This is a genomic window from Rahnella sp. R3(2024) (assembly GCF_042920125.1).
Classification (GTDB): domain Bacteria; phylum Pseudomonadota; class Gammaproteobacteria; order Enterobacterales; family Enterobacteriaceae; genus Rahnella; species Rahnella rivi.
Genome location: NZ_JBHGBU010000001.1, coordinates 1,183,519 through 1,196,945, shown reverse-complemented (window position 1 = coordinate 1,196,945; position 13,427 = coordinate 1,183,519). Strand labels below are relative to the sequence as shown.

Genomic DNA, 13,427 nt, shown 5'->3' with positions numbered 1-13,427 from the left:
GTGCCAGATGGCACAAACGGGTGATGGAAGGAGTTTATAGTGAAAAAGTGGTTATATGCCGCAGGCCTCGGTTTAGTTATGGCTTCTTCAGCTAGCGTTCAGGCTGCTGACAAAATTGCTATCGTTAACGTCGCTAGCATTTTCCAACAGATGCCAGCACGTGAAGCTGTGGCCAAACAACTCGAAAACGAGTTCAAAAGCCGTGCAACTGATTTGCAATCTCAGGAACGTGATCTGCAAACTAAAATGCAACGTCTGCAACGCGATGGCTCGACCATGAAAGCCAGCGATCGTTCTAAACTTGAAAAAGACGTGATGGCTCAGCGTGAAGCGTTCTCCGCTAAAGCGCAGCAGTTCGAGCAAGACAACCGTCGTCGTCAGGGCGAAGAGCGTAACAAAATCCTGAGCCGTATCCAGGATGCTGTGAAATCTGTTGCAAGCAAAGAAGGTTATGATGTTGTTATCGATGCAAACGCAATCGCGTATGCAAGCAATGACAAAGATATTACTGCTGATGTGCTGAAACAGGTTAAATAAACATGTCTTCAATTCGACTGGCTGATCTCGCACAGCAGTTGGATGCACAATTGCACGGTGATGGCGAAATTGCCATCACCGGCGTTGCTTCAATGCATTCCGCACACTCTGAGCAAATCACGTTTTTATCAAACAGCCGCTACCGTGAACAGTTGGCCTCCTGCAAAGCAGGTGCCGTAGTGTTGACGGAAGCGGATCTGCCATTTTGCCCTACAGCGGCATTAGTGGTTAAAAACCCTTACCTGACCTATGCGCGTATGGCGCAACTGCTGGATACCACCCCGGCACCGGCACAGGATATTGCTGCGAGCGCGGTAATTTCTGACAGTGCTTCTTTGGGTAAGAATGTCTCGGTTGGCGCAAATGCAGTCATCGAATCTGGCGTAGTGTTGGGCGATAACGTTATCGTCGGCGCGGGCTGCTTTATCGGTAAAGAAGCTAAAATAGGCGCAGGAACCCGGATCTGGGCCAATGTTTCTATTTATCACCGCGTTGAAATTGGTGAGCAGTGCCTGATTCAGTCTGGCACTGTCATCGGTGCGGACGGTTTTGGTTACGCGAATGAACGCGGCAACTGGATTAAAATCCCACAACTTGGCACCGTGATTATCGGCGATCGTGTTGAGATTGGTGCCTGTACCACCATCGACCGCGGTGCGCTTGATGACACGATTATCAGCAACGGTGTCATCATTGATAACCAATGCCAGATTGCACACAACGTCGTGATTGGAGACAATACGGCCGTGGCCGGCGGTGTGATTATGGCCGGTAGTCTGAAAATTGGTCGTTACTGCCAGATTGGCGGAGCCAGTGTTATCAATGGTCACATGGAGATTTGTGACCAGGCCGTTGTGACAGGAATGGGAATGGTAATGCGACCAATCACTGAACCTGGGGTATACTCCTCCGGTATTCCGTTACAACCGAATAAAGTTTGGCGTAAGACGGCTGCACTGGTAATGAATATTGACGAGATGAATAAGCGCTTGAAAGCTGTCGAGCGTAAAATCGAAAAAGACTAATTACCATTTACGGTGCTGCTTTGTGTTCACTCAGTGAGTGAACCTGCGGCATTCGTTCCTATTTGCGGCCTGCCTGATGACCTTTTTTTGGGGTCTGGCAGGCCGTGTTTTTGATGCCATCAGTTTTTATAGACAGGAAGAGTATTTTGACTACTGACACTCATACTCTGCGTATTGAAGAGATACTGGATTTACTGCCACACCGTTACCCGTTCTTGTTGGTTGACCGCGTGTTGGATTTTGAAAAAGGGAAATTTTTGCGCGCAGTGAAAAACGTTTCCTTTAATGAACCGTTTTTCCAGGGGCACTTCCCAGGCAAGCCGATTTTTCCAGGTGTACTGATTCTGGAAGCCATGGCACAGGCTACCGGTATTCTTGCGTTTAAAAGCGTTGGAAAACTGGAACCGGGCGAACTGTATTATTTTGCAGCAATTGATGATGCACGCTTCAAACGTCCGGTGTTGCCGGGTGACCAGATGATTCTGGAAGTTGAATTCATTAAAGAGCGTCGTGGTGTTGCTCGTTTTAAAGGTGTCGCGAAAGTAGATGGTGAGATTGCTTGCGAGGCATCAATGATGTGCGCCCGTCGCCGGGAGTCTTAATACATGATAGACAAAACCGCCTTTATACATCCAAGCGCTATTGTTGAAGAAGGTGCCGTTATCGGTGCTGGTGTTCATATCGGTCCTTTCTGTTATGTCGGTTCCCAGGTGGAGATCGGCGAAGGTACTGAGCTTAAATCACACGTAGTTCTTAATGGCGTGACCAAAATTGGTCGCGATAACCGCATTTTCCAGTTCGTTTCCATTGGTGAAATTAACCAGGATCTGAAATATGCAGGTGAACCAACACGCGTTGAGGTCGGCGATCGCAACAATATTCGTGAGAGCGTGACCATTCATCGTGGAACCGTTCAGGGCGGTAGTCTGACAAAAGTGGGTAGCGATAACCTGTTGATGGTGAATGCGCATATTGCCCACGATTGCGTCATTGGTAATCGCTGTATTCTGGCGAATAATGCGACGCTTGGCGGTCACGTAGAGATCGACGATTTCGCTATCATTGGCGGTATGACCGCAGTGCATCAATTCTGCATCATCGGTGCGCACGTCATGGTTGGCGGATGCTCTGGCGTAGCCCAGGATGTGCCTCCGTTCGTGATTGCGCAGGGTAACCACGCGACACCTTTTGGTATTAATATCGAAGGGCTTAAGCGACGTGGTTTTGAGAAAGCAGACCTGCACGCTATTCGTAATGCCTATAAATTACTGTATCGCAGTGGCAAAACTCTGGAAGAAGCTCAGCCGGAAATCGCTGCGATTGCGGCTGAATTCCCGAAAGCCAAACCTTTCAGTGATTTCTTCAGCCGCTCAACGCGCGGCATAATCCGCTGATCTGCCCTACGGAAAACAATGCAAAAGCCTGTTCTTACAATTGGCCTGGTGGCCGGTGAAACGTCCGGTGACATTCTTGGCGCCGGGCTGATTCGAGCCCTGAAAAAGCACCATCCGGATGCCCGCTTTGTCGGCGTCGCAGGTCCGCTGATGCAGGCGGAAGGGTGTGAAGCCTGGTACGAAATGGAAGAACTGGCGGTAATGGGCGTGGTGGAAGTGTTAGAGCGTCTGCCACGCCTGTTGAAAATCCGCAAAGATTTGACCCAACGTTTCAGCGAACTTAAGCCGGATGTCTTCGTGGGCATTGATGCCCCTGATTTTAACATCACGCTTGAAGGGCGTCTGAAACAACGCGGTATCCGCACGATCCATTATGTCAGCCCGTCTGTCTGGGCCTGGCGACAAAAACGCGTTTTCAAAATAGGAAAAGCCACCGATTTAGTCCTGGCGTTTCTGCCTTTCGAAAAAGCGTTTTATGACAAATTCAACGTTCCCTGCCGTTTCATCGGTCACACGATGGCTGATGCCATGCCGCTGCATCCTGACAAACAGGCTGCGCGCCTGTCTTTGGGGATCCCTGATGATGTGCATTGTCTGGCGTTACTGCCAGGAAGTCGTCATGCGGAAGTTGAAATGCTCAGTGCTGATTTCCTGAAAACAGCGCTGCAATTGCGACAGACTTACCCGGATCTCCACATTGTTGTGCCGCTGGTGAATGCAAAACGTCGCGAGCAGTTTGAACGTATCAAAGCGGAGATTGCGCCAGACCTTCCCGCGCATTTGCTGGACGGCAAAGGTCGCGAGGCCATGATTGCCAGCGATGCAGCATTGCTGGCTTCAGGAACGGCTGCGCTGGAATGTATGCTGGCGAAATGCCCGATGGTTGTCGGCTATCGCATGAAGCCTTTCACCTTCTGGCTCGCTGAACGCCTGGTAAAAACGCCGTACGTTTCCTTGCCAAACTTGCTTGCAAGACGGGAAATCGTCACCGAGTTGCTGCAAACCGAATGCGTTCCGGACAAACTTTCCGCTGCGTTATTGCCGTTGCTGGCCGGTGGTGAGAAAAGTCACGAATTGCAGAGTACCTTCCTGGAATTGCATGAAAGCATTCGCCGGAATGCCGATGAGCAGGCTGCTCAGGCTGTGATGGAGCTGGCACGCCGATGAGTGACATCTTTATCTATCCACAGGCCGTGTGTATCGCCGGTGTGGATGAAGTCGGGCGTGGCCCGTTAGTGGGCGCCGTGGTGACTGCAGCGGTTATTCTCGATCCGGCTAACCCTATCAAGGGCCTGGCTGATTCAAAAAAACTCAGTGAAAAACGGCGCGAAGCGCTGTATATCGAAATTAAAGAAAAGGCGCTTGCCTGGAGTCTTGGCCGCGCTGAACCGCATGAAATCGATGAAATCAATATTCTGCACGCCACCATGCTGGCGATGCAAAGAGCCGTTGCCGGGTTGGCTATCACGCCCGACATGGTATTGATTGATGGCAACCGCTGTCCGGTTCTTCCGATGGCCTCTCAGGCCGTGGTGAAAGGTGACAGCAAAGTGGCCGAAATCAGTGCCGCATCCATCCTGGCAAAGGTCACCCGCGATCGTGAAATGGTTGAACTGGATCTTCAGTTCCCTGAATATGGTTTTGCGAAACACAAAGGCTATCCGACGCCGGTGCATCTCGAAAGCCTTGCCCGGCTTGGTGCGACTGCGCATCACCGTCGCAGCTTCGCCCCGGTGAAGCGCGCACTCGGATTGGCGTAACGCGTCATCTTGTTCCTTTCCTGCCTTAGCGGGAAATACACACTCTACACTCACTCATTTCTGGACTCTGGATATGGCCGAACCTCGTTTTATTCATCTGCGTGTACATAGCGACTATTCCATGGTGGATGGCCTCGCGAAAGTGGGTCCGCTGGTGAAATGCGCGGCGTCACTCGGTATGCCTGCTCTGGGGATCACTGACTTCACCAACCTGTGCGGCCTGGTCAAATTCTACGGTGCCGCGCACGGTGCTGGCGTGAAACCGATCATCGGTGCCGATCTGAACATTCAAAGCGAGATCCTTGGTGACGAACTGGCGCAACTGACCGTTCTGGCAATGAACAATCAGGGATATCAGAACCTCACGCTGTTGATTTCCCGCGCCTATCAGCGTGGCTATGGCGCGGCCGGGCCGATAGTTGATCGCGAATGGCTGGCAGAACTGAATGAGGGGTTGATCCTAATCTCCGGCGCGAAAATGGGAGATGTCGGTAAATTCCTGATGCGAGGTAACGATTTACAAGTCGAGCTCTGTCTGGATTTTTATCAGCAATATTTTCCCGACCGCTACTACCTCGAACTGATCCGTACCGGCCGGGCTGAAGAAGAAAACTATCTGCACGCTGCCGTCGCGCTGGCAACCGAACGCGGTTTACCGGTGGTGGCAACGAACGACGTACGTTTCATGGTGGCATCGGATTTTGACGCCCATGAGATCCGCGTGGCTATTCACGACGGTTTTACGCTCGACGATCCCAAGCGTCCGCGCAATTACACTGCTCAGCAATACATGCGCAGTGAAGATGAAATGTGCGAGTTGTTTGAAGATATCCCGGAAGCTCTGCAAAACAGCGTTGAGATTGCCAAACGTTGTAACGTCACCATTCGTCTTGGCGAATACTTCCTGCCGCAGTTTCCGACCGGAGAGATGACGACTGAAGATTTTCTGGTCGATAGATCTAAAATCGGGCTGGAAGAACGTCTTGAGTTTCTGTTTCCGGATCCCGACGTGCGCGCGCAACGACGCCCTGAATATGATGAACGTCTGGATATCGAGCTCAAAGTTATCAACCAGATGGGCTTTCCCGGTTACTTCCTGATCGTAATGGAGTTCATCCAGTGGTCCAAGGATAACGACGTACCGGTAGGCCCTGGCCGTGGTTCCGGTGCAGGTTCACTGGTGGCCTATGCGCTCAAAATTACCGATCTGGATCCGCTTGAATTCGATCTGCTTTTCGAACGTTTTCTTAACCCTGAACGTGTTTCCATGCCCGACTTTGACGTCGATTTTTGCATGGAAAAGCGTGATCAGGTCATCGACCATGTGGCTGAAATGTATGGCCGCGAAGCGGTTTCTCAGATTATCACTTTCGGTACCATGGCTGCCAAAGCCGTTATTCGCGACGTAGGCCGCGTACTGGGCCACCCTTACGGATTTGTTGATCGTATTTCCAAACTGGTCCCGCCTGATCCCGGCATGACGCTGGAAAAAGCCTTTGCCGCAGAACCGCAATTACCAGAAATTTACGAAGCGGATGAAGAAGTTAAGTCTCTGATCGACATGGCGCGCCAGCTTGAAGGCGTCACCCGTAACGCCGGTAAACACGCCGGCGGTGTCGTGATAGCGCCGACCAAGATTACCGATTTTGCGCCGTTATATTGCGATGCTGAAGGTAATCACCCGGTGACGCAGTTCGACAAAAACGACGTGGAATATGCCGGTCTGGTGAAGTTCGACTTCCTCGGATTGCGTACGCTCACCATCATCGACTGGGCGCTGGGCATGATTAACGCCCGTCGTGCAAAAGCGGGCGAACCGCCGCTGGATATCGCCGCGATCCCGCTGGATGACAAGAAAAGTTTCGACATGCTGCAGCGCTCGGAAACCACAGCGGTTTTCCAGCTTGAATCCCGCGGCATGAAAGATTTGATCAAACGCCTGAAACCCGACAGCTTCGAAGACATGATCGCGCTGGTGGCATTGTTCCGTCCGGGGCCGTTGCAGTCCGGCATGGTAGATAACTTTATTGACCGTAAACACGGTCGCGAAGAGTTGTCCTATCCGGATATCCAATGGCAGCACGAATCTCTGAAACCGGTACTGGAGCCGACGTACGGCATCATCTTGTATCAGGAACAGGTCATGCAGATTGCGCAGGTTCTGGCGGGCTATTCGCTGGGCGGCGCGGACATGCTGCGTCGTGCGATGGGTAAGAAAAACCCGGTCGAGATGGCAAAACAGCGCGGCGGTTTTGAAGATGGTGCCAAAGCACGCGGTATCGATGGCGAACTGGCGATTAAAATCTTCGATCTGGTAGAGAAATTCGCCGGTTATGGGTTTAACAAGTCCCACTCCGCCGCTTATGCACTGGTGTCTTACCAGACGCTGTGGCTGAAAGCGCATTATCCTGCTGAATTTATGGCGGCGGTGATGACTGCCGATATGGATAACACCGAGAAAGTGGTTGGCCTGGTGGATGAATGCTGGCGTATGGGGCTGAAAATTCTGCCACCGGATATCAACAGCGGTCAGTATCATTTCCACGTCAATGAAGAAGGTGAAATCGTTTACGGCATCGGCGCGATCAAAGGCGTAGGTGAAGGCCCGATTGAAGCCATCATTGAGGCACGTAACGAGGGCGGTTATTTCAAAGAGCTGTTTGATCTGTGCGCCCGCGCGGATGTGAAAAAGCTCAACAAACGTATTCTCGAAAAGCTGATCATGTCCGGTGCGTTTGACCGTTTAGGTCCGCACCGTGCCGCATTGATGAGCTCTTTGCCGGATGCCCTGAAAGCTGCCGATCAGCACGCCAAGGCTGAAGCTATTGGTCAGGTAGATATGTTCGGCGTTCTGGCGGAAGCGCCGGAACAGGTGGAGAAATCCTACGCCAACGTCATGCGCTGGCCGGAACAAACGGTACTGGACGGTGAACGCGAAACGCTGGGGTTGTACCTTACAGGTCATCCGATCACCCAGTATCTGAAAGAAATCGAACGTTATGGCGGCGGCCAGCGTTTGAAAGATATGCACCCGACGGATCGGGGTAAAATGACGGTTGCAGTGGGACTGGTTCTCGCTGCACGGGTAATGGTCACCAAACGCGGTAATCGCATTGGGATCTGTACGTTAGACGACCGCTCTGGTCGTCTGGAAGTCATGTTGTTCACCGAAGCGTTGGAAAAATTCCAGCATTTGTTGGAAAAAGACCGTATCCTTATCGCCACAGGACAGGTCAGCTTTGATGACTTCAGCGGCGGGCTTAAAATGATGGCCCGCGATATTATGGACATCAGTGAAGCACGGGAAAAATATGCTCGCGGTCTTGCTATCTCGCTGACTGACAGGCAAATTGATGACCAGCTTTTGAACCGTCTCCGCCAATCGTTGGAACCTCATCGATCGGGGACGATACCAGTGCATCTGTATTACCAACGAGAAAACGCAAGAGCCCGGCTTCGATTCGGGGCGTCATGGCGTGTTACGCCAACGGACAAACTGTTGCTGGATTTGCGAGGCCTGGTCGGTAGTGAGCAGGTGGAACTGGAATTTGACTAAAATAGGAATGCTATGAGTCTGAATTTTCTTGATTTTGAACAGCCGATTGCGGAACTCGAAGCGAAAATTGACTCGCTGACTGCAGTCAGCCGTCAAGACGAAAAATTGGATATTAATCTGGACGAAGAAGTTGCACGCTTGCGCGAGAAAAGCGTTGAACTGACCCGTAAGATTTTCTCTGATCTGGGTGCCTGGCAGATTGCCCAACTGGCACGCCATCCTCGTCGCCCTTATACGCTGGATTACATCAAACATATCTTCACTGATTTTGATGAACTGGCTGGTGATCGTGCATTTGCTGACGATAAAGCTATCGTTGGCGGGATTGCTCGTTTGGGTGAACGTGCTGTGATGATCATTGGTCATCAGAAAGGCCGTGAAACAAAAGAGAAAGTCCGTCGTAACTTCGGTATGCCTGCTCCGGAAGGATATCGCAAAGCGTTACGCCTGATGGAAATGGCAGAACGTTTCAAACTGCCTATTATTACCTTCATCGACACCCCGGGCGCATACCCAGGCGTGGGTGCTGAAGAGCGCGGCCAGTCTGAAGCGATCGCCCGTAACCTGCGTGAGATGTCACGTCTGAATGTGCCGGTTATCTGTACCGTTATCGGTGAAGGTGGTTCCGGTGGCGCACTGGCAATCGGCGTGGGTGATAAAGTTAACATGCTGCAATACAGCACCTATTCGGTGATCTCACCGGAAGGCTGTGCCTCAATTCTGTGGAAGAGTGCGGATAAAGCACCTCTGGCAGCAGAAGCGATGGGTATCGTTGCACCACGTTTGAAAGAACTGAAGCTTATCGACTCGGTGATCCCTGAACCTCTGGGCGGTGCTCATCGTAACGTTGAAGCGATGGCGGCCTCATTGCGCGCCCAACTGGAAGCTGACCTGAGTGATTTGGATGTGCTGAGCACTGAAGAATTGCGTAACCGTCGTTATCAGCGTCTGATGACTTACGGCTACTGCTGATCCAGCAACCGCTTATGAAAAGGCCATGCAACTGCATGGCCTTTTTTATTGCCGCAAATCCCTCCCACATCGTTCCGGGATTCTGAATTTTCCTTCCGTCTGTCAGAAATAGTCGCGAAAGGGTACACACCTGGCGCTAACCGTGTTTCTATAAATATATGAGATACCAATAAAAGAAGGATTTGTCAGATGAATATTATCGCTGTCATGCGCCCGGAAGGGGCTTACTATAAAGAAGAGCCAATCCGCGAACTGGATAGCGCCCTGACGCTTCTCGGGTTCCAGGTTATTTATCCGCGGGATCGCGCTGACTTACTGAAACTCATCGAAAATAATGCCCGCATTTGCGGGGCGATTTTTGACTGGGACGAGCATAGCGAAGAGTTGTGTACAGAAATTAATGAACTGAACGAATACCTGCCCTTGTACGCTTTCATCAATACTCACTCAACGCTGGATGTTGATGTGAATGAGATGCGGATGGTTCTGTATTTCTTCGAGTACGCGCTGACCGCCGCAGAGGATATTGCCAAACGGATCCGCCAGTACACGGACGAATATATCGATACGATCACGCCACCGCTGACCAAAGCGCTGTTTAAATACGTGGAAGAAGGGAAGTACACCTTTTGTACGCCGGGACACATGGCGGGCACGGCGTTTCTGAAAAGCCCGGTCGGGACACTATTTTATGATTTCTTTGGTGCCAAAACGCTGAAAGCAGACGTATCCATTTCGGTGACCGAACTGGGATCGTTGCTCGATCATACCGGCCCGCATCTGGAGGCCGAAGAATATATCGCACGCACGTTTGGTTCCGAACAAAGTTATATCGTGACCAACGGCACTTCGACGGCCAATAAAATTGTCGGCATGTACGCCGCGCCAGCGGGCAGCACGGTGCTGATTGACCGAAACTGCCATAAATCGCTGGCACATCTGATGATGATGACCAATGTCGTGCCGATCTATTTGCGTCCTCACCGTAATGCCTACGGCATTCTCGGCGGCATTCCCAAGCGTGAATTCACCCGGGAAAGTATCGAAGAGAAAATCGCCCGGACGGACAATGCGACCTGGCCGGTACATGCGGTCATTACCAACTCCACCTATGATGGGCTGCTGTACAACACTGATTACATCAAAAATACGCTGGATGTGCCGTCGATTCATTTTGATTCTGCCTGGGTGCCATATACCAATTTCCATCCGATTTACGCAGGGAAAAGCGGGATGAGTGGTGAGCGAATTCCCGGAAAAGTCATCTATGAAACTCAGTCTACGCACAAGTTACTGGCCGCTTTCTCTCAGGCGTCAATGATCCACATTAAAGGCGATTATAACGAAAGCACCTTTAATGAAGCCTACATGATGCACACCACCACATCACCGAACTACGGCATCGTTGCCTCGGCAGAAACCGCAGCGGCGATGCTGCGCGGAAATCCCGGACGCCGCCTGATCAACCGCTCGGTTGAGCGTGCGTTACATTTTCGCAAAGAGATCCAACGACTGCGCGAGGAAACCGATGGCTGGTTCTTCGATATCTGGCAGCCGGAGCATATTGATGAAGCCGAATGCTGGCCGCTGAATCCAGATAATAACTGGCATGGCTTTGCGAACGCAGATACCGATCATATGTATCTGGATCCGATCAAGGTCACGATCCTTACGCCCGGCATGGATGAAATGGGCAAACTGGAACAGGAAGGGATCCCGGCGGCGCTGGTGGCCAAGTTCCTTGATGAGCGCGGCGTGGTGGTCGAAAAAACCGGTCCGTACAATTTACTTTTCCTGTTCAGCATTGGCATTGATAAGACCAAATCCATGAGCGTGATGCGTGGTCTGACCGATTTCAAACGCAGTTATGATCTTAATCTTCGCGTTAAAAATATGCTCCCCGATCTGTACGCGGAAGATCCGGATTTCTACCGTCATATGCGGATCCAGGATCTCGCGCAGGGGATCCACAAGCTTATCCTCCGACATGATCTGCCGCGCCTGATGCTGGACGCATTTGATACGCTGCCAGAAATGAAAATGACGCCGTATGAAATGTTCCAACATCAGGTGCGCGGACATGTGGAGGAATGCGACCTCGACGAACTGATCGGCAAAGTCTCGGCTAACATGATCCTGCCTTATCCGCCTGGAGTGCCCGTGGTGATGCCCGGTGAGATGATTACGGAAGAAAGCCGCGCGGTGCTCGATTTCCTGATCATGCTTTGCTCGATAGGGGAACGTTACCCTGGCTTTGAAACCGATATTCATGGCGCACGTCTCACCGAAGACGGTCGCTATCTGGTGAAAGTGCTGAAGCTCCCCGACGCGCAGTAATGACAGCCCTCATTATGAGGGCTTTTTATTGACGTCTCCGGATACGCTGAGTAACGTGCACACCAGGAATCTACAGGACATCATCCATGCTTAACCTTCGACAAATTCATCATATCGCGATCATTGGTTCCGATTATCAGACCAGCAAAAGCTTCTATTGCGACATTCTGGGCTTCACGCTGGTAGAAGAGTTTTATCGGGAAGAGCGTGACTCGTGGAAAGCCGATCTGGCACTTAACGGCCAGTACACCATCGAACTGTTTAGCTTTCCTCATCCGCCGGCGCGTCCGAGCCACCCGGAGGCCTGCGGGTTGCGCCATCTGGCGTTCAGCGTTGATGATATCGCGCAGGCCATCGCTGCATTGACTCAGGCTGGCGTAAACTGTGAACCGGTACGTATTGACCCTTACACAGGCAAGCAGTTTACCTTTTTCGCCGACCCCGACGGCTTGCCGTTAGAACTGTACGAATCCCGGTAACGTTATGAATTCACGTCTGGCGAGGTTTTCCCTGCCTGAGCATCTGCGGGATAAAATTGGCAGTGCGCGAAAGCTTTGTGTCGCGTTCAGTGGCGGGCTTGATTCCACAGTGCTCCTGGCCGCACTGGCAGAGCTGCGCGAAAACCTGCCGGATCTTCAACTGCGCGCATTGCATATTCATCATGGCTTAAGCCCGCTGGCCGACAGCTGGGTGGCCCATTGCCAGACGGTTTGCGCCCGGCATCACATCGCGTTTTCAGTCATTTACGTGCAGGTGAATGCACAGGATGGCGGTATTGAAGCCGCAGCGAGAACGGCGCGTTATCAGGCATTTTCAGACAATCTGACGGAAGATGAAGTTCTGCTCACGGCGCAGCATCTTAACGATCAATGCGAAACTTTGATGCTGGCGCTAAAGCGCGGCAGCGGCCCCGCCGGTTTATCGGCGATGAGTGCAGACTGCATGGTATCTCAGCACCGGCTGTTAAGGCCTCTGCTGGAACTCAGCCGTGAGCAACTTGAAGATTATGCCCGGCAGAATCAGCTGAGCTGGATCGAGGATGACAGTAATCAGGATGCGCGTTTTGACCGTAACTTCCTGCGTCTCGATGTCCTTCCGTTGCTGTACCACCGATGGCCGCACTTTGCACAGGCCACCGCACGCAGCGCGGCACTGTGCGCCGAACAGGAATCCTTGCTCGATGAACTGTTAAGTGAGTCCCTTAGAGCGTTAACAGATGCGCAGGGCAGCCTTTGCGTTGAGGGAATGCTTGGCTTTTCAGAGGCAAGACGTTCTGCTTTATTGCGCCGCTGGCTGGCCGGACAGGGCGCGAAAATGCCTTCACGGGAACAGCTGAAAAGAGTTTGGGATGAAGTGGCGCTGAGCCGCGAAGATGCGCAGGCGCAGTTAAGGTTGGGCATTTCGACGGTTCGCCGTTTCCGCCAGCGCCTCTATTTATTGCCCGAATTCCAGCCGCTGAAAGAGCTTATACTCAGCTGGGACACGGCGCAGACATTAACCCTGCCGGACGGTCTGGGGTTTTTAGCGGTCGATCCCGATGTTGCCGGGGCGGGTGAAACGTTCATGTGTCGCCAGCCGCGGGCAGGAGAGAGTGTCTCAGTGAGATTTCAGGCGCAGGGCAATATAGAAAAAGTCGGGCGTGACCGTGCGCGTCAGGCGAAAAAATTGTGGTCAGAGTTAGGCGTACCGCCCTGGCAGCGCGAGCGTATTCCCCTCATTTATTATAATGAGCAGTTGATCGCCGCACCGGGCTGGTTTATCACCCGTCAGGCGGTCGCCGGCAATCATGATGCGCAGTGGCGGATCGTCTGGTCCGCTGCCAAATAAAATTTAAGATCAACAAGTT

General features: G+C 52.0%; 11 protein-coding genes. All 11 read left to right on the top strand.

The features are described from left to right. The first annotated feature begins 39 nt into the window (after nucleotides 1–39). The 11 genes from skp (at nucleotide 40) to tilS (ending at nucleotide 13,408) form a co-directional block, all read left to right on the top strand. Nucleotides 40–537, top strand: a complete 498-nt coding sequence (gene skp, locus ABSH60_RS05305) for a molecular chaperone Skp (RefSeq protein WP_056781728.1) — start codon at nucleotides 40–42, stop codon at nucleotides 535–537. A 2-nt stretch (nucleotides 538–539) separates the two neighbouring features. Beyond that, on the top strand, nucleotides 540–1,562 hold the full coding sequence (lpxD, locus tag ABSH60_RS05300; RefSeq protein ID WP_056781726.1) for a UDP-3-O-(3-hydroxymyristoyl)glucosamine N-acyltransferase: 1,023 nt from the start codon (nucleotides 540–542) through the stop codon (nucleotides 1,560–1,562). 146 nt (nucleotides 1,563–1,708) lie between these two features. Then, the gene (gene fabZ, locus ABSH60_RS05295; RefSeq protein WP_034792780.1) at nucleotides 1,709–2,164 is read left to right on the top strand and encodes a 3-hydroxyacyl-ACP dehydratase FabZ; all 456 of its coding nucleotides are present in this window, start codon (nucleotides 1,709–1,711) and stop codon (nucleotides 2,162–2,164) included. Nucleotides 2,165–2,167: 3 nt separating this feature from the next. After that, on the top strand, nucleotides 2,168–2,956 hold the full coding sequence (gene lpxA, locus ABSH60_RS05290; protein ID WP_056781724.1) for an acyl-ACP--UDP-N-acetylglucosamine O-acyltransferase: 789 nt from the start codon (nucleotides 2,168–2,170) through the stop codon (nucleotides 2,954–2,956). 18 nt (nucleotides 2,957–2,974) lie between these two features. Further along, nucleotides 2,975–4,123: a lipid-A-disaccharide synthase gene (gene lpxB / locus ABSH60_RS05285; RefSeq protein WP_056781722.1), complete on the top strand. Its 1,149-nt coding sequence runs from the start codon at nucleotides 2,975–2,977 to the stop codon at nucleotides 4,121–4,123. After that, a complete protein-coding gene (rnhB, locus tag ABSH60_RS05280; RefSeq protein WP_056781719.1) occupies nucleotides 4,120–4,716 on the top strand; it encodes a ribonuclease HII in 597 nt (198 codons plus the stop codon). The genes lpxB and rnhB overlap by 4 nt, the downstream gene beginning before the upstream one ends. Before the next feature lie 73 nt (nucleotides 4,717–4,789). After that, the gene (gene dnaE / locus ABSH60_RS05275; protein WP_056781716.1) at nucleotides 4,790–8,272 is read left to right on the top strand and encodes a DNA polymerase III subunit alpha; all 3,483 of its coding nucleotides are present in this window, start codon (nucleotides 4,790–4,792) and stop codon (nucleotides 8,270–8,272) included. Nucleotides 8,273–8,284: 12 nt separating this feature from the next. Next, the gene (gene accA, locus ABSH60_RS05270) at nucleotides 8,285–9,244 is read left to right on the top strand and encodes an acetyl-CoA carboxylase carboxyl transferase subunit alpha (RefSeq protein ID WP_056781713.1); all 960 of its coding nucleotides are present in this window, start codon (nucleotides 8,285–8,287) and stop codon (nucleotides 9,242–9,244) included. 189 nt (nucleotides 9,245–9,433) lie between these two features. After that, nucleotides 9,434–11,581 (top strand): lysine decarboxylase LdcC, encoded by a 2,148-nt coding sequence (locus tag ABSH60_RS05265; RefSeq protein ID WP_390973010.1) that lies wholly within the window; start codon nucleotides 9,434–9,436, stop codon nucleotides 11,579–11,581. A gap of 86 nt (nucleotides 11,582–11,667) precedes the next feature. After that, complete coding sequence (locus ABSH60_RS05260; RefSeq protein WP_183850307.1) at nucleotides 11,668–12,060, top strand: VOC family protein; 393 nt, start codon at nucleotides 11,668–11,670, stop codon at nucleotides 12,058–12,060. Nucleotides 12,061–12,064: 4 nt separating this feature from the next. Next, nucleotides 12,065–13,408: a tRNA lysidine(34) synthetase TilS gene (tilS, locus tag ABSH60_RS05255; RefSeq protein ID WP_390973008.1), complete on the top strand. Its 1,344-nt coding sequence runs from the start codon at nucleotides 12,065–12,067 to the stop codon at nucleotides 13,406–13,408. The last annotated feature ends 19 nt before the right edge of the window (nucleotides 13,409–13,427 follow it).

Coding starts and splice junctions, on each gene's coding strand:
- lpxD (WP_056781726.1), top strand. CDS start 540: ATGTCTTCAATTCGACTGGCTGATCTCGCACAGCAGTTGGATGCACAA.
- lpxA (WP_056781724.1), top strand. CDS start 2,168: ATGATAGACAAAACCGCCTTTATACATCCAAGCGCTATTGTTGAAGAA.
- lpxB (WP_056781722.1), top strand. CDS start 2,975: ATGCAAAAGCCTGTTCTTACAATTGGCCTGGTGGCCGGTGAAACGTCC.
- rnhB (WP_056781719.1), top strand. CDS start 4,120: ATGAGTGACATCTTTATCTATCCACAGGCCGTGTGTATCGCCGGTGTG.
- dnaE (WP_056781716.1), top strand. CDS start 4,790: ATGGCCGAACCTCGTTTTATTCATCTGCGTGTACATAGCGACTATTCC.
- accA (WP_056781713.1), top strand. CDS start 8,285: ATGAGTCTGAATTTTCTTGATTTTGAACAGCCGATTGCGGAACTCGAA.
- ABSH60_RS05265 (WP_390973010.1), top strand. CDS start 9,434: ATGAATATTATCGCTGTCATGCGCCCGGAAGGGGCTTACTATAAAGAA.
- ABSH60_RS05260 (WP_183850307.1), top strand. CDS start 11,668: ATGCTTAACCTTCGACAAATTCATCATATCGCGATCATTGGTTCCGAT.
- tilS (WP_390973008.1), top strand. CDS start 12,065: ATGAATTCACGTCTGGCGAGGTTTTCCCTGCCTGAGCATCTGCGGGAT.